The sequence below is a fragment of the Paracoccus sp. KR1-242 genome (genome assembly GCF_049446195.1).
In the GTDB taxonomy this organism is placed as follows: Bacteria; Pseudomonadota; Alphaproteobacteria; order Rhodobacterales; family Rhodobacteraceae; genus Paracoccus; species Paracoccus broussonetiae.
This window is the reverse complement of record NZ_JBMSED010000006.1, coordinates 151,597-171,638: the sequence shown is the minus strand read 5'-3', so window position 1 is coordinate 171,638 and position 20,042 is coordinate 151,597. Positions and strand designations below refer to the sequence as shown.

Below are 20,042 nucleotides of genomic sequence, written 5' to 3'. Positions count from 1 at the left end.
GCTTTCGTGTTCTATCAGCCATGCAATTTTCGCAACCCTTAGCATATAGGTGCAACCGGACAATATGGGAGGGCGCAAGATAATCCTTTATCGGTCAGCTAGGCTGACCTACAATGCCTCCATACCAGTCATCAAGCTTGGGAGGGCCAGATGAGTGTGCAGGATTTTTCCCTCGCGGACCGATTCGATCTGACGAAGCGTCACGTTCTACTGAACGGGACGCAGGCGCTGGTTCGACTGATGCTGATGCAATCGGCGAGAGACCGTGCGGCGGGGCTGGATACGGCGGGGCTGGTCACCGGCTATCGCGGTTCGCCCCTGGGCGGCGTCGACCTGCAGATGATGAAGTCGAAAAAGGAACTGACGGCCGCGCAGGTCCTGTTCCAGCCGGGTCTCAACGAGGATTTGGCCGCGACCGCGATCTGGGGCAGCCAGCAGGCCGAATTGCGGGGTGAGGGGCGCCATGATGGCGTCTTTGCGCTGTGGTACGGGAAAGGGCCGGGGGTGGATCGCACGGGCGACGTGATGCGTCACGCCAACATGGCCGGATCGTCGAAGCATGGTGGCGTCATCATGGCGATGGGTGACGATCACACCGGCGAAAGCTCGACCGTGCTGCACCAGTCGGACTGGGCCATGGTGGATGCCTATATTCCCGTCCTTTCTCCTGCAGGCGTGCAGGAAATCCTTGATTTCGGTCTTTACGGCTTTGCTCTGTCGCGCTTCGCTGGGGTGTGGACCGGTCTGAAGACCATGAAGGACACGGTTGAGGCCACCAGCGTGGTCGATGGCGATCCCTTCCGCATGAAGTTCGTGACGCCGGATTTTGTCATGCCAGAAGGCGGGCTGAACATCCGGCTGGGGGACACGCCCGTAGCGCAGGAAGCGCGGATGATCGACTACAAGCGCTTCGCTGCCGAAGCGTTTGCCCGCGCCAACCGCATCGATCGCCCGGTCTGGAACAAACCCGGTGCGCATATCGGCTTTGTCGCGGCGGGCAAGAACTGGCTGGACCTTGTCCATGCCATGTCCCTGCTGGGCATTGACGAGGCCGAGGCGGACCGGCTGGGAATTTCGACCTATAAGGTCGGGCAGACCTGGCCGATGGACATGAAATCCTTTCAGGAATGGTCCGAGGGGCTGGAGGTCATCGTCGTCGTCGAGGAAAAGCGCAAGCTGATTGAAATCCAGGTCAAGGAGGCGATCTTCGACAACCGCCACGGGCGACGCGTCCTTGGCTGGAAGCATGACCGCACGCGGGAAGAGCTGTTTCCGACCCGCTATGCGCTGGACCCGGTGATGATTGCGCAAAAGCTGGGCGGAATCCTGATCGAGGAGGGGCGCGGGACCGAGGGGATCAAGGCCGGCCTGCAACGCCTGACCGAAGTGCGTCGCAACGACAACGCCCCCGAGATCGCGACCCGGACGCCGTGGTTCTGTTCGGGCTGTCCGCACAATACCTCGACCCGTCTGCCCGAAGGCGCCCGCGCCTATGCCGGTATCGGATGCCACTATATGGTCCAGTGGATGGACAGGGACACCGTCGGCTTCACGCATATGGGGGGGGAGGGCGCGAACTGGATAGGCGAGGGGCCGTTCAGCAAAAGACCCCATGTCTTTCAAAACCTTGGGGATGGAACCTATAACCACTCAGGATCTCTGGCGATCCGTGCGGCCAAGGCAGCGGGCGCGAACATCACCTACAAGATCCTTTTCAACGATGCTGTGGCCATGACCGGCGGCCAGCCAAACGAAGGTGGGCTGACGGCGCAGCAGATCGTGCGCGAGTTGCAGGCGATGGGCGTATCGCCGGTGATCGCGGTCTATGATGAAAAGGAAGAGATCGACCGCGCACAGTTCCCCTCGGGCCTGCGGTTCGAGGAGCGGGCCTCGATGCTGGCGGTGCAGAAGGAGCTGGAGCAGGTCAAGGGCGTCAGCGCCATCGTCTACATCCAGACCTGTGCTGCCGAGAAGCGCCGCCGTCGCAAGCGCGGCAAGTTCCCCGATCCCGACCGCCGCATCTGGATCAACCCCGACATCTGCGAAGGATGCGGCGATTGCGGGGTGCAGTCCAACTGCGTCTCGATCGTGCCCAAGGATACCGATCTGGGACGTAAGCGCGCCATCGACCAGTCGAGCTGCAACAAGGATTATTCCTGCGTCAAAGGCTTCTGCCCCAGCTTCGTCTCGGTCCGGGGCGCCAAGCTGAAAAAGCCCGAGGCCGCCGCTTTGGACCTGCCGAACCTGCCAGCCCCCGCTTTGCCCGCGATCAGCGGCACGCATAACGTCGTCATCACCGGGGTCGGGGGAACGGGTGTCGTGACCATCGGCGCGGTTCTGGCACAGGCCGCCCATATCGACGGCAAGGGCGCGGGCATGATGGAGATGGCGGGGCTGGCGCAAAAGGGCGGCGCTGTCCATATCCACCTGCGCCTTGCCAACCGCCCCGAGGATATCAGCGCAATCCGCGTCGCCGTGGGCGAAGCTGATTGCATCATCGGTGGCGACCTTGTGGTGACGGCGGGGGCCAAGACCATCGGCCTGATGACCAAGGGCCGGACTGGTGCGGTCGTGAACGATCACGAGATCATTACCGGTGAATTCACCCGCAAGCGCGACTTCCAGATCCCCGCGGATCGGCTGCGCCTTTCGCTGCAGGCGCGGCTTGGGGACCGGGTCTCGTTCCTTGATGCTTCGACGTTGGCGTTGCGGCTGCTGGGGGATTCCATCTATTCCAACATGCTGGTCCTGGGCGCCGCATGGCAGCAGGGACTGGTCCCCCTGACCGAGAGCGCGATCCTGAAAGCGATCGAGATGAATGGCGCAAAGGTTGCCGAAAACCAGCGCGCCTTCCAGGTCGGTCGCTGGGCCATGGTGGAGCGTGACGCTGCCGAAGCCCTTCTGCGCGCTCCGACGGAGCAGGCAGAGGTGGTGGACCCCGTCGAATATCGCGCGGCGCGGCTGGTGGATTATCAGGACGAGGCCTTGGCCCGCCGCTTCCGTGAACTGGTGAACCTGGCACCGCCCGAGCTGCGCGACAGCGTGGCGCAGGGATATTACAAGCTGCTGGCCTATAAGGACGAATACGAGGTCGCGCGCCTTCACTTGACGACCGCGGACCAGCTTGCCGAAGAGTTCGAGGGCGATGCGCGGCTTGGTTTTCACCTTGCGCCTCCGTTCCTGCCGGGGCGCGACCCGGACGGGCGTCCGTTGAAGCGTGAATTCGGTCCCTGGATCGTGCCGTTGTTCCGGTTGCTCGCACGCATGAAGGGGCTGCGCGGCACCGCGCTTGACCCCTTTGGCCGCAGTGCCGAGCGTCGGGCCGAGCGCGCGGCGATTGCCGAGTTCGAACGCGACATGCGCGAAGTCCTGTCCGCCGTCGGTCCGGCCACCATGGGACTGGCGCGCGAGTTGGCCGAATTACCATTGAGCGTGCGAGGCTATGGACCGGTCAAGGATGCTGCCGCAGCCGGCGCCGCCGAGCGGCGTCTGGCGCTGCTGGACGCCTTCCGCAAAGGTGGTTCGCCGCTGGCACAGGCCGCCGAATGACATATATCGTGGCGTTCGCGCGCGCTCCAGCCTAAAAGGGCCCGTCGCAAGCAGGAGGCTGATCATGGCGGTGGGCGTATTCGATTCGGGTCTTGGTGGTCTGACGGTGCTGGACGCCATTGCCGCCCGGTTGCCCGATCTGCCGCTGGTCTATCTTGGCGACAACAAGCACACCCCCTATGGCGTGCGCGATGCCGACGACATCTTCAACCTGACCTGCGCCGGCGTCGAACGGCTTTGGGCCGAAGGTTGCGACCTGGTGATCCTGGCCTGCAACACGGCCTCGGCTGCCGCATTGAAGCGCATGCAGGAAACCTGGCTGCCCGCGAACAAGCGCGTCCTAGGCGTTTTCGTCCCGATGATCGAGGCGCTGACCGAGCGCCGCTGGGGCGACAACTCCCCCCCGCGCGAGGTCGAGGTGAAGCACGTCGCCCTGTTCGCGACGCCGGCGACCGTCGCCAGCCGCGCCTTCCAGCGCGAGCTTGCCTTCCGCGCCATCGGCGTCGATGTCGAGGCGCAGCCTTGTGGCGGTGTCGTCGATGCGATCGAAATGGGCGACGAGATCCTGGCCGAGGCGCTTGTGACCAGCCATGTCGAGGCGCTGCTGCGCCGGATGCCCGTCCCAGAGGCCGCGATCCTTGGCTGCACGCATTATCCGCTGGTGCAGGCCGCCTTCCAGAAGGCGCTGGGGCAGCGGGTCAAGGTCTATTCCCAGGCGAACCTGGTCGCCGAAAGCCTTGACGATTACCTCAAACGTCGGCCCGAATTCCGGGGGACTGGCACCGTCTCACGCTTCCTGACCACCGGCGATCCGGAACGGGTCTCGGGCAAGGCCACGCAGTTCATGCGTCAGGCCATCCACTTTGAAGCTGCCTGAATAAATGGTTTTTGAACGATGAAATCGCTTAAGAAAAAGCGCCGTATCCAGATCCTTGTCGCCGCGGCGGTTGCGCTGGTGCTGGCGGTCGGGCTGATCGGCTATGGCTTCCGCGATGGCATCAACCTTTATCGCGCGCCAAGCCAGATGACCGAAAACCCGCCGCGGCCGGGTGAGGTTTTCCGCCTCGGAGGGCTTGTCGAGGAAGGTACCCTTGTCCGTGGTGCGGGCGAAACCGTCACTTTCCGAGTGACAGATGGCGGGGCCTCGGTCGCCGTCAGTTTCACCGGCGTTCCGCCCGACCTGTTCGGAGAGGGTCAGGGAATGATCGGGACCGGCCAGATGGAGGGTGACACCTTTGTCGCCTCCGAGATCCTGGCGAAGCATGACGAAACCTATATGCCGCGCGAAGTCATCGACTCGCTGAAAGCGCAGGGCGTCTACGAGGATCCAAACAGCTAGGCGCAACGCGCGTCGGGTTAACGAGACGTTAACCGCCCGGCGCCAGCCTTTCCGCAGCTTGTGGAAAGGGGCGCCAGATGAAGACAATCGACCAGATCGCAGCCGAAATCGTCGCGCGCGAAGGCGGCTATGTGAACGATCCCGACGATCCCGGAGGGGCCACGAAATACGGGGTGACGCTGGCCACATTGCAGCGATTGGGGATGGACCGGACGGGGGACGGAAAGGTCGACAGTGCCGATGTGAAGGCGCTGACCAGATCGGATGCCCAGCGGATTTTTGTTGAGCATTATTTCCGCACGCCGCGCCTGGGTGATCTGCCGCAATCGGTGCAGGCGCCGGTTTTCGACATGTATGTGAATGCCGGATCGAATGCCGTGCGCATCCTGCAACGGTTGCTGAGCCGGATGGGGTTTGCGGCCACGGATGACGGCATCGTCGGGCCGCGCACCAGCGATGCCGCCCGTCGTGCCGATGTTGCTGCCGCCGGCTATCTGCCCGATGCCTACGGGATCGCCCGCCGCAATTACTATTACGCGCTGGCGGATGCGCGACCGGCCAGCCGCAAATATGCCCGCACCGCGTCCGGCGGCAAGGGTGGCTGGATCCTGCGCGCCGAAGAGTTCGTCTCGGCCAGGTATCACCTGACGCTGGCGGAACATCAGAAAAGGACCGCGGCATGGGCATGATCGAGCGGGTGCTGGGAAGCAACGGCACCGCCGCAGTGGTGGCGAATGCCGCAAGTGGCGTGGCAGAGATCCTGTGCGAAGGCGCGGCGCGGCAGACGGGGGCAGATGACGAGGTGGTGTCATGCAGCCTGTGCGCCGTAGATTTTACTCCACCCAAGCCCCGGACATGGTTCGACGGGTTCGTTGACGGACTGAACCGGCTGCCGCGCCCGGTCCTGACCATGGGAACGCTGGCGCTTTTCGTCTATGCGATGGTTGAGCCGGTGGGGTTCGGATTGCGGATGACGAACCTCAACCTTGTCCCGGAACCGCTGTGGTGGCTGCTTGGCGCAATCATCAGTTTCTATTTCGGCGCAAGAGAGGCGCATTACTTTCGCGCCCGGCCACGGCCGGGCAGCAAGACCCCCGCGGGGCCCGACACCGGGCAGGGATCGCCGCCCTCACTGACAACCGCAAATTCTGGGGATTTCGCGGATAATGCTGCGCTGAGGGATTGGGCGCAGTCCTACGGCCGAAACTAGCCAGGCTGTGATCGCCCGGGTGGCTGCAAGGGCTGGCCTGCCCGGGCTGAGATCGTTATCCTCCGCCAACCTGTCCGGAGGAACCAATGAACGCGGAAATCGGCCATTTTGCCCTGATCCTTGCCTTTGCCGTAGCCGTGTTCCAGATGACGGTTCCGTTCATCGGTGCGGCTCGTGGTTGGACCGGCTGGATCGAAAGCGCCCGTCCGGCCGCACTGGCCCAGTTCGGGCTGATCGCGATTTCCTTTGTCGCGCTGACACTTGCTTTCGTTAACTCGGATTTTTCGGTGCGTCTCGTCTATGAGAATTCGCATACCGCGAAGCCGATGATCTACAAGATCTCGGGCGTCTGGGGCAATCACGAAGGGTCGATGCTGCTATGGGTGATGATCCTTGCGCTGTTCGGCGCGGCGGCGGCTGTGTTCGACGTCCATCTGCCCCCCCGGCTGCGGGCGCGGGTGCTGTCTGTCCAGGGCGCGATCGGCGCGGCGTTCCTGGCGTTCATCCTGTTCACCTCGAACCCGTTCCTGCGGCTTGAGAATGCTCCGTTCGACGGGCGTGACCTGAACCCGCTGTTGCAGGACCCCGGTCTCGCCTTCCATCCGCCGTTCCTGTACCTCGGCTATGTCGGGCTTTCGATGGCTTTCAGCTTTGCCGTCGCCGCCCTGATCGAGGGCAGGGTGGATGCCGCCTGGGCGCGCTGGGTGCGGCCCTGGACCCTGGCCGCCTGGATCTTTCTGACCATCGGCATCGCGCTTGGGTCGTGGTGGGCCTATTACGAACTGGGTTGGGGCGGCTTCTGGTTCTGGGATCCGGTTGAGAATGCCAGCTTCATGCCCTGGCTTCTGGCGGGCGCGCTGCTGCATTCGGCCATCGTCGTCGAAAAGCGCGAGGTGCTGAAAAGCTGGACTATCCTGCTGGCGATCATGGCCTTCGGTTTTTCGCTGATCGGCACATTCATCGTGCGCTCTGGCGTCATCACTTCGGTCCACAGCTTTGCCAATGACCCGAAACGAGGCGTCTTCATCCTGGCGATTTTGGCGGTATTTGTTGGTGGAGCGCTGGTGCTGTATTCGTTCCGCGCAGGAGCGATGCAGTCGAAAAGCGCCTTCTCTCCCGTATCGCGGGAGGGCGCGCTTGTGCTCAACAACATCCTGCTGGCGGTCGCGGCCTTCGTAGTCTTCATCGGGACGATCTGGCCGCTGGTGGCCGAAATGCTGTGGGATCGCAAGCTGTCGGTTGGTCCGCCCTTCTTCGAAAAGGCCTTTACGCCCTTCATGATCGTGCTGGCCTTGGTTCTGCCTTTGGGAGCCATTCTGCCGTGGAAGCGAGGGCGACTGGAAAAGGTGCTGCCGTCGCTGCGCGCCCCGCTGGTCTTGGCGCTGGCAGTGGCTGGGTTGGTTTATGCGCTGTCCACGGGGAATTCCGCGCTGGCGGTGATCGGTGCGGCGTTGGGGTCGTGGCTTATCGTGGGCGCGGCAATGGATCTGTGGTTGCGCACGGGCAAGTCAGGCCTGCAGCGCCTGTGGCGTCTGCCGCGCGCGGACTGGGGCAAGGCGATCTCTCATGCTGGGCTTGGGGTCACATTCATCGGCGTCAGCCTGCTGATGGCCTGGCAGGTCGAGGATATCCGCGTGGCTCAGGTCGGTGAGACCTTCAATGTCGGTGGCTATGACATCACCCTTGAATCGGTCGAGGACCGGCCTGGCCCCAACTATGACGCGACCATCGCCAGAATGAGCGTGACCCGCAACGGGCAGTCCGTCGCCGTGCTTTACCCCGAAAAGCGGCTGTACCCAGTCCAGGGTATGCCCACGACCGAGGCCGCGATCCAGAACGGGTTGTTCCGCGACCTGTATCTGGTCATCGGGGATCCGCAAAAGGGTGGGGGCTGGGCGGTGCGCAGCTATGTCAAACCCTTCGCAAGCTGGATCTGGCTGGGCGCCTTCTTCATGGCGCTTGGCGGGCTTGTCAGCCTGTCCGACCGCCGCTATCGCGTGGCCGCCGGCGCACGCAGCGGGCTTGCGCCGCTTGCCGGCCCCGCGGAGTAGGGGGGATGCGCTTTCTGCTGCTTTGCCTGTCGCTGCTGGTCGCGACGCCCGCCCTTGCGGTTCAGCCGGACGAAATGCTGTCCGACCCTGCGCTTGAGGCGCGGGCAAGGGAGATCTCGCAGGTCCTGCGCTGTCCGGTCTGCCAGGGCGAGACGATAGACGAATCCAACGCGCCGATCAGCCGGGATCTGAGGCTTTACCTGCGCGAGCGGCTGGTCGCGGGCGACAGCGACACCGAAGCGCTGGATGCGGTCGTCGATCGCTTCGGCGAATATGTCCTGTTCGAGCCGCGGGCGCGCGGGATCAACTGGGTGCTGTATCTTGCTGGACCCGTCATGGCGCTGCTGGCCCTGCTGGTCGCGTGGCGCTTCATCGGCTCGCGCAGGCGTGGCGAACCCGATGAGGAGGCGCTGGACCCCGAGGAAAGCGCACGGCTGGACAGACTGATGCGCGACTGACGCGAGGTCGCGCTTTTCCGGGCCCTCCACTGCGGTCAGGATGCCGCCAAGCCAGCGGAGGACGCATGACCTATCAGACCATTGCCGTTTTGCATCAGGATGATATCACCCGGGTCGCGTTGAACCGGCCCGAGGTCATGAACGCGCTGAACAGCCGGATGCGCTTTGAGATCGCGGCCGCGCTGACCGCTTTGCCCCCTGGCACGCGCTGCGTCGTGCTGACCGGGACCGGACGCGCTTTCTGTTCGGGGCAGGATCTGACCGATGCATCCGCAGGCATGGATGTCGAGCGTATCCTGCGCGAAGAATACGAACCCATGCTGAAGGCGATCACCTCGGCTCCGGTGCCGGTGATTGCTGCGGTGAACGGGGTGGCTGCCGGGGCGGGGGCGAACCTTGCGCTGGCCACGGACATCGTGATCGCGACGGAAAGCGCCAGTTTCGTGCAGGCCTTCAGCCGCATCGGCCTAATCCCAGACGCGGGCGGGACATTCATCGTTCCGCGCGCGGTGGGAACGGCGCGAGCCAAGGGCATGATGTTCTTTGCCGAGCCGGTCAGTGCGCGTCAGGCTGCGGATTGGGGCCTGATCTGGGAAGCCGTCGCGGATGCCGAGTTCGAATCCCGCGTCGCCGAAAGGGCGGCAATGCTGGCGCAGGGTCCGACGCAATCCTATCTTGCAATCCGCGAGGCCGTCCTTGAATCCGCGTCGAACGGGATCGAGGCACAGCTTGCGGTCGAAGCCCGGCTACAGGCGCGCATGGCCGCGACGGCGGACTTCGCCGAGGGCGTCGGGGCGTTCCTGCAAAAGCGCCGGCCGAAATTTTCGGGGCGCTGAATCCTAGCGGATTCGCAGGAAACGCGGCTTGCGCGCGCGATTGTCGAAGAAGGGCACGGCCTCGGGCGGGGCCAGCTGGGCCGGAGTGCGGGCAATCGCCGCGACTTCGGCCATCACCACCTCGGTGATGAAGGGCAGGTCCAGTGCGCGCGCCTCATCAAGGGGGACCCAGTGCAGGTGCGAAAGCTCATCACAGGCGGCGCTGAAATCGTTGCGGTCGCCGTGCAGACGGGTTGCGTCCAGCAGAAAGAACCGCGCGTCGAAACGCCGGGTCCGGCCCGGCGGCGTGATGGCGCGGAACAGAAAGATCAGCGCAGCGGGATCCGGGCTTAGTCCGGCGCGCGCGTAATGGTCCCAGCCTTCGGGTGCGGGACCAGCAGCGCCAGTCAGCATTCCCGTTTCCTCGGCCAGTTCGCGAAGGGCGGCGGCCAGCAGGCTTTCGGGGGTGGGAGCCGGATCCCGGGCCGGTTCGGCCGCAAGACGGTGGTGTTGCGAAGGATCTGACGGTGCCGAAAAGCGCACATCTGCATCCGCTGCATCGACAGCGCCGCCCGGGAATACATATTTCGAGGGCATGAAGGCCGCACCGGATCCCCGCTGCCCCATCAAGACCGTCGGGCCGTTCGGGCTACTGCGGTCAAGGACGATCACCGTCGCGGCGTCCCGGATCGGTGTGTCGGCGGGGGCGTCCGTCACGCGGCGGGAACCTTTTCGCGATGGACCGGTTCGGCCCGCGACGGGGGGGCGTCGCCAAAGCCATGCATCCGGCGCGCCCATTGGAAGCCGACAAAGCCCCCCTTGATCACCGGCAGCAAAGCCAGAGACAGGATGATCGCCCCCAGTCCGAAGCCGATCAGCATCGCCATCGCCGAGGGGCGGAAGGCGATATAGATCGCCAGCAACAGCGGCGCGCCCAGATGCGAGACCAGCAGGATCGTCAGGTAAGCCGGCCCGTCATCGGCACGCTGATGGGACAGATCTTCGCCACATTGATCGCAATGGTCGCGGACGGTCAGATAACCGTGAAACAGGGGGCCCTGGCCGCAGGCCGGGCAACGCCGCATCGCCCCGCGCAGCAGGGCAGGCTTCAGCGGCCTGTCGGTGGTGGGATATGCAGTGTGTCCGGACATTCGCACATTCCTTTTCCGTTCCCGCCCTATTTAGGGTGCCATGGCCCGAAATGAAAGCGGTCCGAATGTCGCAGGGCCTCAGGCGGCAAGGGCAGCGGGCGCGACCACGATCCGGTTCCGGCCCGACGATTTCGCGCTGAGAAGCGCGCGATCCGCCCGCGCCAGCAGCAGCGCGCTGTCAAGGTCGTTTGCTGACGCAGGGCCGCGATCGAATGCCGCGATCCCGGCCGAGATCGTGATCGACAATGCGCCCGTGCCGGATTCCGGGGGGAGGGGAATGGCAGGCGCCGCAATGGCACGACGCACATCCTCGGCCAGCAAATGAGCGGTCTGGGCGTCGCAATCGGGCAGGGCGACCAAAAACTCCTCTCCCCCCATCCGGGCGATCAGGGCATCGGGGGGCAGGCTGGCGGTCATACGATGGGCGACGGCCTGCAGGACGGCATCGCCTGCCGCGTGGCCGTGCAGGTCGTTCACCAGTTTGAACCTGTCAAGATCCAGCAACATGACGGCAAGCCCGCCTCCGTGGCGAAGCGAGTTGGCGAAAAGCTCGGCCAGGCGGGGCAATGCGTGGCGACGGTTGTGAAGCCCGGTCAGCGGATCCGTCATCGCCCACCGCATGTTGCGTCGCGTTTCCTCGCGCTTGCGGTCACATGCCAGCTTGCGGCCCAGTTGCCCTTCGATCCGGATCGCTGCCTCGATCGCTGCGGTGGGCTGTGTCAGGTCCGAGGTCAGGACATCGCCCGCCCCCAGGTCCAGCGCCATCGCGGTCAGGTCAGCCCGATCGGGACGAAGCGCGACGACGAAGCCCGCATCCCGCGACATCGGCCGAGAGCGTAGCTCGGACAACAAGTGCAGCCCGTCGCCCGGCTGCTGGATGTCCCCCGCGATCAGGTAAAGGTCGGGCACGTGGCCCCGCGCTGCTTGCGACAGGGCACGGTCCGGGTCGCTGATCGAGATCGAAAAATCCAGCCTGTCCCGCAGCGAGAATTGCCAGCCAAGGGCGATGGCCGGCTGCCCGGCCACGAAGACTGCCCTGGGCCGCGTATCATGACGGAACTCGGCCACCGGTTCGGCCATTCCAAAATCGGGATGCGTGCCGATGCCGCCGCGGTCCGACTGGCCGTCACCCCGCATCAGGCCGCGGATACGGGCGAAAAGCGTCAGGTCGTCGTCCATGCCGTCGATCAGTGCCGAGGCCCCAGCCTGCAGCGCGGCGATGCGCTGCGGACCCTGAACCTGGACCAGGACCGGAATCTCGGCTCCGTCCAACTGGGTGCGGAACTGGGCGCAAAGCTGGGCGCCGGTCATGTCGGGCAGGCTGGTGCCGATCAGCACCAGTTGCGGTTGGACCAATGCGGCCATGCGAAGCGCCTCGACCCCCGAACCGGCGGCGGTGACGTCGTAGCAGGCGGAACTGAGCCGCGCCTTCATCTTGATCCGCGTCTTCGGCGCGCCGTCTGCGACCAGAATGCGTCCAGCTACGTTCATCTGTCTGCTTTACACCTCTTGCCCTTGCGCGCATCTTGCCGCCGCAAAGATTAAGAAATGGTTTCCGGTCCTCCGGGAAAGCTGAGAAAGACGACACGCGCATGACACCATCCGAGGCCCGCGACATCGCCGATGCCGGGTTCAGCCATATCGCCGGGGATGCAGAGCTTGTCTCGGCCCTGCTGGCGCAGTCGGGAACGGATGTGGCCGGGCTGCGCCGCATGGCCGGGCGTCCGGAATTCGCGCAATTCGTACTGGATTTTCTGCTGGAGCAGGATCAGCGCGTGCTGGATTTTGCGGCGGATGCCGGGATCCAGCCGCAGCGGGTGCTGATGGCCCGTGCGGTTCTGGGCGGGGGCGATCCCTGGTAGGGACCGCCCGCACGCGTCAGGCGACTTCGGCGAAAACCGTGTCGAGCGCCTTTTCCAGTTTTTCGAACATTTCGTCCATCTGGCCCTCGGTCAGGATGAAGGGCGGGCAAAGCACCACCGACTGACCCAAGGGACGGCAGATCAGGCCAAGATCGGTGCAGGTATTCGCAATCCGTTCGCTGACCGAAAGCGAGCTGTCGAAGGGGGTCTTGGTCGGCTTGTCCTTGACCGCCTCAAGCGCCCACATGAAGCCGATGCCGCGATACTCGCCGATGTTCGGTTTCTGCGCCAGGCGCTGCAACCCTGCCTCGAACCGGGGGGCAAGGCGGCGCACATTGTCGGCCAGCCCCTCGTTCATGACCACGTCGATCGCTTTCAGCGCGATGGCGCAGCCGACGGGATGCCCCGAGGCGGTGAAGCCGTGAGGAAACTCCTCGATCGCCTCGATGGCGTTCTGCACGCGCTCGGACAGGGGGCCGGACAGGATCACCGCACCCATCGGGAAAAAGCCCGCGGTCAGGTTCTTCGACGAGATGATCGCGTCGGGGACATAGTCATAGGTCTCGCAACCCCAGGTGTTCCCGGTCCGACCGAAACCGCAGATCACCTCGTCCGAGATCATCGGGATGTCGTGCTTTTTCAGGATCGGCATGATTGCCTGGAAATACCCCTTTGCCGGAGGGATGACGCCCCCGGCGCCCATCACCGGCTCGGCGAAGAAGCCGGCGATGGTGTCGGCGCCCTCGCGCTGGATCGTTTCGTCCAGTTCCTTCGCAAGCCGCTGGACGAACTGTTCCTCGGTCTCGCCCGCCTCGCCAAATCGCCAGTAATGCGGGCAGGTCAGGTGGATGAAGCCCGGCAGCGGCAGGCCGAAGACCGAGTTGTAGGGCTTGCCGGTCATGCTGGCGGAAACCGCCGTCACCCCGTGATAGCCGTTCCAGCGCGTCAGGATCTTGCGGCGCTGGGGCTTGCCTTCGGCGGCATGCAGGAACCACAGGATCTTGACCATGGTGTCATTCGCTTCGGACCCGGAGTTGGTATAGAAGACCCGCCCGGTGTCAAAGGGCGATACCTCGATCAGCTTTTCGGACAGCATCACGGTCTGGTCGGACATGCGGCCGAAGAAGGAATGATAGCCGGGAAAGCGGTCATATTGGGCCTTCGCGGCCTCGATAAGGCCCCTGTGATCAAAGCCCGCGACCATGTTCCAAAGCCCGGAATTCGCGTCAAGGTAACGCCGCCCGTTGGTGTCGATGATATAGGGGCCCTCGCCATGCGTCACGACCACCGTGCCGCGCTGGTGGACCGAGGGCATGTCGGTAAAGCCGTAAAGCGAATACTCCTTGGCGCGGGCTTCCCAGCTTTGCGGTTGGTTCATGGCGTCAGCCTCCGTCCTCATGGTTGGGGTCAGGCTATCCGGGCATTCAAGCGCATTCAATGGGCAGGCAAGTGGACGCCACGCAGGGTCACGCACGGATGTTGCGACGTTTTTCCGGCTTGCCCGGGCATGGCGGGGCAGGCACACTTTCGGCGATTGCAACGCGGGCTGTGGTGCCATGCGCAAGCTGTTCATGCTTCTTTTGATGCTTCTGCCGGTGGTCGCGCGGGCAGAGCCGCCTGTGATCCTTCCGATCAAGTTGCTCGACACCTCGTACGAGGCCAAGGATCAGGTGCAGGACCACCAGAGGCGACTGGACCTGATGGCCTCGGTTCTGGCCGAGGAATTGCCGGGCACCGTCCTTGGCAGGGAGGAGGTTCAGGCCGCCTGCGTGCGCGAGACGACGGATTGCCTGATCGATCTTCTGAAGTCGCGGGGGGCGGAGCGCGGTGTTTTCATCGTGGTGCAGAAATCCAGCACGTTGATCCTGCAGATCTTTGCGAACGTGGTCGATGTCGGGCAGGGGCGCCTTATCACGCACCGGGAACTGAATTTCCGCGGCGACAATGATGAGGCGTGGCGGCGGGCGGGTCGTTTTCTGGCGCGTCAGCTGCGCGAGGCGGGTTGAGGTGCGATCAGGCCGATTTCGCGCAAGGCGGCCTCGATCCCGGTGGAATCCGCGCCACGCACCTGCGCGACCAGCTTGTCGAATTCGCGACGCAGCATGTCCTTTTCCTCGCCCCGACAATCGTTCCACGGGCGACCCTGCAAGCCCATGTGCAGGACGTAATATCCGATGAAATGCGGGCGCTCGCCCCCGGCCAGCAGTGCGCGATAGGCTTCATGCGCGCCCATCCCGCGCAGCGTGGCGGCGTCTGGAACGCCTGCTGCGATCAGGGCGCGGGCGGTGGCGGGGCCGATATTCGGGATGTCGGTCAGGTCGGACATTCTTCCCCAGACTTTCCAAGGCGCGTGCTTTCCTGTATCAGCGCGCGAACTCCAAGGACAGCACGGCATGACCGACCAAGCCAGCACAACCGGCCAGATTGAGAAATCGGCGGCCAAGAAGCTCTTCATCAAGACCTATGGCTGCCAGATGAACGTCTATGACAGTCAGCGCATGGCTGAGGCCATGGGCGCCGAAGGCTATGTCCTGACCGAGGACCAGTCTGAAGCCGACATGGTGCTGCTGAACACCTGCCATATCCGCGAGAAGGCGGCCGAGAAGCTGTATTCCGATCTGGGTCGCCTGAAGCCGCTGAAGGCCGAGCGTCCCGACCTGAAGATCGGCGTCGCCGGCTGTGTCGCGCAGGCCGAGGGCGAAGAGATCCAGCGTCGGATGCCGATCGTCGATCTGGTGGTCGGTCCGCAGGCCTATCACCGCCTGCCCGCCATGGCCCGCGCGGGCAGGGGCGTCGATACCGAGTTCCCGGCCGAGGACAAGTTCGAGCATCTGCCGAAGCCCGCCGCCACCCGCCGCGCCCCCGCCGCCTTCCTGACCGTGCAGGAGGGCTGCGACAAGTTCTGTGCCTTCTGTGTCGTGCCCTATACCCGCGGGGCAGAGGTCAGCCGCCCCGTGGACCGCATCCTGCGCGAGGCGCGTGACCTGGTATCGCGCGGCGTGCGTGAAATCACCCTGCTTGGCCAGAACGTCAACGGCTGGCACGGCGCTGGCCCCGAAGGCGGGGAATGGGGCTTTGGCCGCCTGATCCGCGCCGTCGCCGAAATCGATGGACTGGACCGCATCCGCTATACCACCAGCCATCCGAACGACATGGCCGACGACCTGATCGAGGCGCATGGGGCCGAGGCGAAGCTGATGCCCTATCTGCACCTGCCGGTGCAATCCGGCTCGAACCGCATCCTGAAGGCGATGAACCGCAAGCATACGGTCGATCAGTATCTTCGTCTGATCGACCGCATCCGCGACGCGCGCCCCGACATCATGCTGACCAGCGATTTCATCGTGGGCTTCCCCGGCGAAACCGACCAGGACCATGCCGACACGCTGGACCTGGTCCGCCGCGTGAATTTCGGCACGGCCTTCAGCTTCAAGTATTCGCCACGTCCGGGTACGCCCGCCTATGACCGCCCCGAGGTCGACAGCGCCATCGCCGACGCCCGCCTGCAGGAGCTTCAGTCCCTGCTGTCCAGTCAGCAGAAGGCTGCGCAGGAAGGCATGGTCGGACGCGAGCTTAGCGTGCTGTTCGAAAAACCGGGACGGCTTGCGGGCCAGATGGTCGGCAAGTCGGATTATCTGCACGCGGTCTTCGTCGAGGCGCCGGGCGCCAGCGTCGGCGATCTTGTGCGCGTGCGCATCACCCACAGCGCAGCGAATTCTCTGGGCGGAGAACTGATCGCCTGAAGCTGGGCTTTCGGGGCGTGAATGCCTGCATTCATGTTGACTTTCACCCTCGAATCCGCCATATACCCGCGACCGGCCGGGTGTCTGCCCGTTGCCGGTGCGTTATTTTAATCTCACCCGATATGCGGGTGCGCTGTCCGAAGGCGGGTCCGGGACCCGACGAACACCTGCCACGCAGGGGCCGAAGGACGCGATGGAAGCAAGGAAAGACGGAATGTTCGCAGTTCTCAAGACGGGCGGCAAGCAATACCGGGTTCAGGCCGGTGATGTGCTGCGCGTTGAAAAACTGAACGCCGAAGCTGGCGACAAGATCCAGTTCAACGAAGTGCTGATGATCGGCTCGACCGTCGGTGCGCCGCGGGTTGCCGGTGCCGCCGTTCAGGCGGAAGTCATCGACAACATCAAGGCTGACAAGGTCATCACCTATGTCAAGCGCCGCCGGAAGCACTCGTCGCAGCGCACCCGTGGCCACCGTCAGCAACTGACCCTGGTTCGCGTCACCGAGCTGCTGGAAAAAGGCGCGGACAAGTCCGACGTCAAAGCTGCTGTCGGTGCGCGTCTTGCACGCCGCCACGACGCCGAAACCGCCAACTGAGGAGACTGACCCATGGCACATAAAAAAGCAGGCGGTTCGTCCCGCAACGGTCGCGATTCGGCTGGTCGCCGTCTTGGCGTGAAACTGTTCGGTGGTCAGGCCGCCGTCGCAGGCAACATCATCGTGCGTCAGCGCGGCACCACCTGGTGGGCCGGTGCGAACGTCGGCATGGGCCGCGACCACACCCTGTTCGCGCTGACCGACGGCAAGGTGACCTTCCGCAAGGGTCTCAAGGGCCGCACCTACATTTCCGTGCTGCCGGCCAATCTCGAGGCTGCCGAATAAGCCGATTTTAACACCTAGGTGCTTAAAAAGGGGGATCGGCGCAAGCCGGTCCCCTTCGGTTTTCCAGAGATCGCGCCCATATATTCCGTGAGGACGAGGGAGGAGACTTTGATGAACGACCAGTTCGCGCCGGACCTGCACAGGCAGCCCGAGATCGCGACCGAACGATTTGTCCTGCGGCCGCTGCGGCGTTCCGATGCGGGGCTGATCGCGCATTACACCCAGGACCGTCGGGTAGCCGAAGGCACGCGCTCGATCCCCCATCCGCTTCCGCCGGGTGCGACCGAGGCCTATGTCACGCGTGCCATCTCGGCCGAGCGGGATGAGGATGTCTGGGCCATCGACGGCTCTGCCAACAAGCTGGCCGAGCTTCTGGGCGTGGTCTCGCTGACGCGCATCGAACCGGACCAGTCCGAACTGGGCTTCTGGATCGGCGCGGGTTTCTGGAATACCGGTTTTGCGACCGAGGCGGTCGCGGCTCTTGTCGCCGCCAATCCGCATGGCTCGCGCACTCTGTTCGCCGAGGCGTTTCAGGACAATCCCGGTTCGGCCCGTGTCCTGACGAATTGCGGCTTTGAATATCTGGGTGATGCTGAAAGCTGGTCCGTCGCGCGGGACGCCCGTGTGCCCACCTGGACCTATCTGCGCAAGATGGCCTGAGACCATTCTCGGTCAGAAAACGAAAGGGCGCCCGGTGGCGCCCTTTTCCATGCCCGCTTACTTCCGCAGGGTCACGGTATTGTTCGCGCCGGTAATCACGACCTCTTGCAGGCCGACCAGCGCTTCGTTCGAAATGGTTAGTGCCGCCGTCACAGTGTCGCTTGCCGGGTTAGGGGTGCTGCGACCGGCGACGCTGTCCGGGGCGGGTGGGTTCCCGACAAGGCGCAGGCGGAGGGTGCCGGTGTCATCGGCGCGGGTGCGGCCGCGCGGCATCGGCACTTCGGTCACAAGCTCGACGTTCCACCAGCCTTTTGTCGCGGGAACGGCGGTGACGACCAACAGGCGGCCTTCGTAAAGCGGCTCCCAACGCGCGCCGGTGATCTGCGCGATCCCCACTCGCCCGTCAGAGACGCCGGTCGGATAGCCACCTTCGGGCTCAAGCGAGGTCGGTTGATTCGAGGAGCCGCCGCCGAACCAGCCGAAAGGGTTCCAGCCGCTGCCGCCGCTGTCGCCGAAACGCCCACATCCCGCCAGCACCAGCATCGCACAGCCGATATGGCCCAATGTCCTGATCCGCATGTCCGATCGCCCCTCGTCCTGTCCCGGTTTCCGCGAAGTGATAGGGCAAAGTGCCGGTGCGCGAAAGCCTCTTTGACCTTGGGAGCGGGTCGCGCTATGCCAGAGCCGCCCCCGAACCTGCCCGACTGCGAAAGGACGCCTGATGGCCACGCCTGCCTTTGAAGAAATCGCCGAGACCTTCGACTTTCTTGAGGATTGGGAAGAGCGTTATCGGCATGTCATCGAACTGGGCAAGGCGATGCCCGCCATGGACCCGGCGCTGCAAGTCCCGGCGACGAAGGTCGACGGCTGCGCCAGTCAGGTCTGGATCATGCCACTGATCGAAGGCGGGCGCTTCGATTTCCAGGGCGACAGTGATGCGCTGATCGTGCGGGGGCTGGTCGCGATCCTGCATGCGCTGTATTCGGGCGTGCCCCTGGCCGAGGTCGGCGCAGTGGATGCGCCCGCCGAACTGGGTCGGCTGGGACTGCAGGAGCATCTTTCGGCCCAACGCTCGAACGGATTGCGCGCGATGGTCGAACGCATCCGTCTGCTGGCCGCGACCGCCTGAGATCAGCCGCCGCGGCGGTGCGAGATCCAGCCGCCGCCCAGGACGCGCGTGCCCTCATTCGCATAAAAGACGCAGGCCTGTCCGGGGCTTACGCCTTCTTCAGGATCCAGCAGTTCGATCTCGGCGCGGTTCTTGCCGGTCGGGCGCAGGATGGCGGGCCGGGGTGGGCGGGTCGAACGAATGCGCGCAGTGATCGCGATCTCGCCCTCGAAAGGCTCGTCGCCCAGCCAGTTCACTTCGGTCACCGGCACGATCTTGGTTGCCAGAGCCTGCTTCGGGCCGACGACGACGCGCCGCGTAGCTGGTTCAAGCCGCACGACATACAGCGGATCGCCCAGCCCGCCGATGCCAAGGCCGCGGCGCTGGCCGATGGTATAGTGGATGACGCCGCGATGCTCGCCCAGGACGTTGCCGTCCATGTCGACGATCTCGCCAGGATCGGCAGATCCGGGGCGCAGCTTTTCAATCACGCTGGCATAGTTGCCGTTCGGCACGAAGCAGATGTCCTGGCTGTCCGGCTTGTCGGCAACAGAAAGCCCGTATTCCGCGGCCAGCGCCCGGGTTTCGGCCTTGCTTTTCAGGCTGCCCAGGGGAAAGCGCAGGAAATCAAGCTGTTCACCAGTGGTCGAGAACAGGAAATAGCTTTGGTCGCGCGCGGGATCCGCCGCCATGTGCAACTCGGCCCCGTTGGCCCCGTCGAAGCGGCGGATATAATGCCCGGTCGCCATGCAATCGGCATCCAGTTCCCGAGCCGTTTGCAGCAGGTCGCGGAACTTCACCCGCTCGTTGCAGCGGATGCAGGGCACCGGGGTCGCGCCAGCCAGATAGGCGTCGGCGAATTCCTCGATCACGGATTCGCGGAACTTGTTTTCGTAGTCCAGGACGTAATGCGGGAACCCGATACGCTCGGCCACGCGGCGGGCATCATGGATGTCCTGGCCGGCGCAGCAGGCGCCTTTCTTGGCCAGCGCAGCGCCGTGGTCGTAAAGCTGCAGCGTCACGCCGATGACGTCATAACCCTCGGCGGCAAGCATGGCGGCCACGACTGAACTGTCGACGCCGCCCGACATGGCCACGACCACGCGCGTTTCCGCCGGAGGCTTCGCGAAACCCAGCGAGTTCAATGGAGTATCTGGCGCGTCGGCGCGAAGGGCTTGGCTGCGGCTTGTCATGGATCGTCCTTTGGCGGCGCTTC

22 protein-coding genes are annotated in these 20,042 nt (G+C 64.4%); 15 read left to right on the top strand and 7 right to left on the bottom strand.

Annotated features, from left to right (window positions below; genetic code table 11):
- The first annotated feature begins 150 nt into the window (after positions 1-150).
- The 8 genes from ACO2Q4_RS10645 (at position 151) to ACO2Q4_RS10610 (ending at position 9,443) form a co-directional block, all read left to right on the top strand.
- The gene (locus ACO2Q4_RS10645) at positions 151-3,549 is read left to right on the top strand and encodes an indolepyruvate ferredoxin oxidoreductase family protein (RefSeq protein WP_423319176.1); all 3,399 of its coding nucleotides are present in this window, start codon (positions 151-153) and stop codon (positions 3,547-3,549) included.
- A 64-nt stretch (positions 3,550-3,613) separates the two neighbouring features.
- Positions 3,614-4,426 carry a glutamate racemase gene (locus tag ACO2Q4_RS10640; RefSeq protein ID WP_423319175.1) on the top strand — a complete coding sequence of 271 codons (813 nt, stop codon included), beginning with the start codon at positions 3,614-3,616 and terminating at the stop codon, positions 4,424-4,426.
- 18 nt (positions 4,427-4,444) lie between these two features.
- The gene (ccmE, locus tag ACO2Q4_RS10635; protein ID WP_423319173.1) at positions 4,445-4,888 is read left to right on the top strand and encodes a cytochrome c maturation protein CcmE; all 444 of its coding nucleotides are present in this window, start codon (positions 4,445-4,447) and stop codon (positions 4,886-4,888) included.
- A gap of 77 nt (positions 4,889-4,965) precedes the next feature.
- Entirely contained in the window at positions 4,966-5,577 is a 612-nt protein-coding gene (locus tag ACO2Q4_RS10630) for a holin-associated N-acetylmuramidase (protein WP_423319171.1), read from the top strand.
- Positions 5,568-6,098 carry a holin family protein gene (locus tag ACO2Q4_RS10625; RefSeq protein WP_423319169.1) on the top strand — a complete coding sequence of 177 codons (531 nt, stop codon included), beginning with the start codon at positions 5,568-5,570 and terminating at the stop codon, positions 6,096-6,098. Before ACO2Q4_RS10630 ends, ACO2Q4_RS10625 begins: the two co-directional genes overlap by 10 nt.
- 86 nt (positions 6,099-6,184) lie before the next feature.
- The gene (locus ACO2Q4_RS10620; protein WP_423319167.1) at positions 6,185-8,149 is read left to right on the top strand and encodes a heme lyase CcmF/NrfE family subunit; all 1,965 of its coding nucleotides are present in this window, start codon (positions 6,185-6,187) and stop codon (positions 8,147-8,149) included.
- 5 nt (positions 8,150-8,154) lie between these two features.
- A complete protein-coding gene (locus ACO2Q4_RS10615) occupies positions 8,155-8,607 on the top strand; it encodes a cytochrome c-type biogenesis protein (RefSeq protein WP_311758251.1) in 453 nt (150 codons plus the stop codon).
- Positions 8,608-8,672: 65 nt separating this feature from the next.
- Positions 8,673-9,443 carry an enoyl-CoA hydratase-related protein gene (locus ACO2Q4_RS10610; RefSeq protein WP_423319165.1) on the top strand — a complete coding sequence of 257 codons (771 nt, stop codon included), beginning with the start codon at positions 8,673-8,675 and terminating at the stop codon, positions 9,441-9,443.
- 3 nt (positions 9,444-9,446) lie between these two features.
- On the opposite strand, the gene ACO2Q4_RS10605 is transcribed toward ACO2Q4_RS10610, so the two are convergent.
- The 3 genes from ACO2Q4_RS10605 to ACO2Q4_RS10595 form a co-directional block, all read right to left on the bottom strand.
- Complete coding sequence (locus ACO2Q4_RS10605; RefSeq protein WP_423319163.1) at positions 9,447-10,139, bottom strand: NUDIX domain-containing protein; 693 nt, start codon at positions 10,137-10,139, stop codon at positions 9,447-9,449.
- Positions 10,136-10,573, bottom strand: a complete 438-nt coding sequence (locus tag ACO2Q4_RS10600; protein WP_311758254.1) for a DUF983 domain-containing protein — start codon at positions 10,571-10,573, stop codon at positions 10,136-10,138. Before ACO2Q4_RS10600 ends, ACO2Q4_RS10605 begins: the two co-directional genes overlap by 4 nt.
- 78 nt (positions 10,574-10,651) lie before the next feature.
- The gene (locus ACO2Q4_RS10595; RefSeq protein WP_423319160.1) at positions 10,652-12,064 is read right to left on the bottom strand and encodes a diguanylate cyclase domain-containing protein; all 1,413 of its coding nucleotides are present in this window, start codon (positions 12,062-12,064) and stop codon (positions 10,652-10,654) included.
- A 101-nt stretch (positions 12,065-12,165) separates the two neighbouring features.
- Between ACO2Q4_RS10595 and ACO2Q4_RS10590 the strand changes: the two genes are divergently transcribed.
- On the top strand, positions 12,166-12,435 hold the full coding sequence (locus tag ACO2Q4_RS10590; protein ID WP_311758256.1) for a DUF3572 domain-containing protein: 270 nt from the start codon (positions 12,166-12,168) through the stop codon (positions 12,433-12,435).
- A gap of 16 nt (positions 12,436-12,451) precedes the next feature.
- Here ACO2Q4_RS10590 and ACO2Q4_RS10585 read toward each other — a convergent pair whose 3' ends face one another.
- Positions 12,452-13,813: an aminotransferase gene (locus tag ACO2Q4_RS10585; RefSeq protein ID WP_423319158.1), complete on the bottom strand. Its 1,362-nt coding sequence runs from the start codon at positions 13,811-13,813 to the stop codon at positions 12,452-12,454.
- A 178-nt stretch (positions 13,814-13,991) separates the two neighbouring features.
- Between ACO2Q4_RS10585 and ACO2Q4_RS10580 the strand changes: the two genes are divergently transcribed.
- The gene (locus ACO2Q4_RS10580) at positions 13,992-14,441 is read left to right on the top strand and encodes a DUF2380 domain-containing protein (protein ID WP_423319156.1); all 450 of its coding nucleotides are present in this window, start codon (positions 13,992-13,994) and stop codon (positions 14,439-14,441) included.
- On the opposite strand, the gene ACO2Q4_RS10575 is transcribed toward ACO2Q4_RS10580, so the two are convergent.
- On the bottom strand, positions 14,420-14,761 hold the full coding sequence (locus ACO2Q4_RS10575; RefSeq protein WP_423319154.1) for a TfoX/Sxy family protein: 342 nt from the start codon (positions 14,759-14,761) through the stop codon (positions 14,420-14,422). The genes ACO2Q4_RS10580 and ACO2Q4_RS10575 overlap by 22 nt on opposite strands.
- 67 nt (positions 14,762-14,828) lie before the next feature.
- Between ACO2Q4_RS10575 and miaB the strand changes: the two genes are divergently transcribed.
- The 4 genes from miaB (at position 14,829) to ACO2Q4_RS10555 (ending at position 17,718) form a co-directional block, all read left to right on the top strand.
- On the top strand, positions 14,829-16,178 hold the full coding sequence (miaB, locus tag ACO2Q4_RS10570) for a tRNA (N6-isopentenyl adenosine(37)-C2)-methylthiotransferase MiaB (RefSeq protein ID WP_311758318.1): 1,350 nt from the start codon (positions 14,829-14,831) through the stop codon (positions 16,176-16,178).
- A gap of 97 nt (positions 16,179-16,275) precedes the next feature.
- Positions 16,276-16,773 (top strand): 50S ribosomal protein L21, encoded by a 498-nt coding sequence (gene rplU, locus ACO2Q4_RS10565; RefSeq protein ID WP_423319286.1) that lies wholly within the window; start codon positions 16,276-16,278, stop codon positions 16,771-16,773.
- Positions 16,774-16,785: 12 nt separating this feature from the next.
- On the top strand, positions 16,786-17,058 hold the full coding sequence (rpmA, locus tag ACO2Q4_RS10560) for a 50S ribosomal protein L27 (RefSeq protein ID WP_134679265.1): 273 nt from the start codon (positions 16,786-16,788) through the stop codon (positions 17,056-17,058).
- Positions 17,059-17,169: 111 nt separating this feature from the next.
- Positions 17,170-17,718: a GNAT family N-acetyltransferase gene (locus ACO2Q4_RS10555; RefSeq protein WP_395132493.1), complete on the top strand. Its 549-nt coding sequence runs from the start codon at positions 17,170-17,172 to the stop codon at positions 17,716-17,718.
- A 57-nt stretch (positions 17,719-17,775) separates the two neighbouring features.
- On the opposite strand, the gene ACO2Q4_RS10550 is transcribed toward ACO2Q4_RS10555, so the two are convergent.
- Positions 17,776-18,297, bottom strand: a complete 522-nt coding sequence (locus ACO2Q4_RS10550; RefSeq protein ID WP_311758321.1) for a hypothetical protein — start codon at positions 18,295-18,297, stop codon at positions 17,776-17,778.
- A 142-nt stretch (positions 18,298-18,439) separates the two neighbouring features.
- Here ACO2Q4_RS10550 and ACO2Q4_RS10545 point away from each other — a divergent pair, with 142 nt between their 5' ends.
- Positions 18,440-18,847, top strand: a complete 408-nt coding sequence (locus tag ACO2Q4_RS10545) for a SufE family protein (RefSeq protein WP_311758322.1) — start codon at positions 18,440-18,442, stop codon at positions 18,845-18,847.
- A gap of 2 nt (positions 18,848-18,849) precedes the next feature.
- On the opposite strand, the gene mnmA is transcribed toward ACO2Q4_RS10545, so the two are convergent.
- Positions 18,850-20,019: a tRNA 2-thiouridine(34) synthase MnmA gene (gene mnmA, locus ACO2Q4_RS10540; protein ID WP_311758323.1), complete on the bottom strand. Its 1,170-nt coding sequence runs from the start codon at positions 20,017-20,019 to the stop codon at positions 18,850-18,852.
- Between the last annotated feature and the right edge of the window lie 23 nt (positions 20,020-20,042).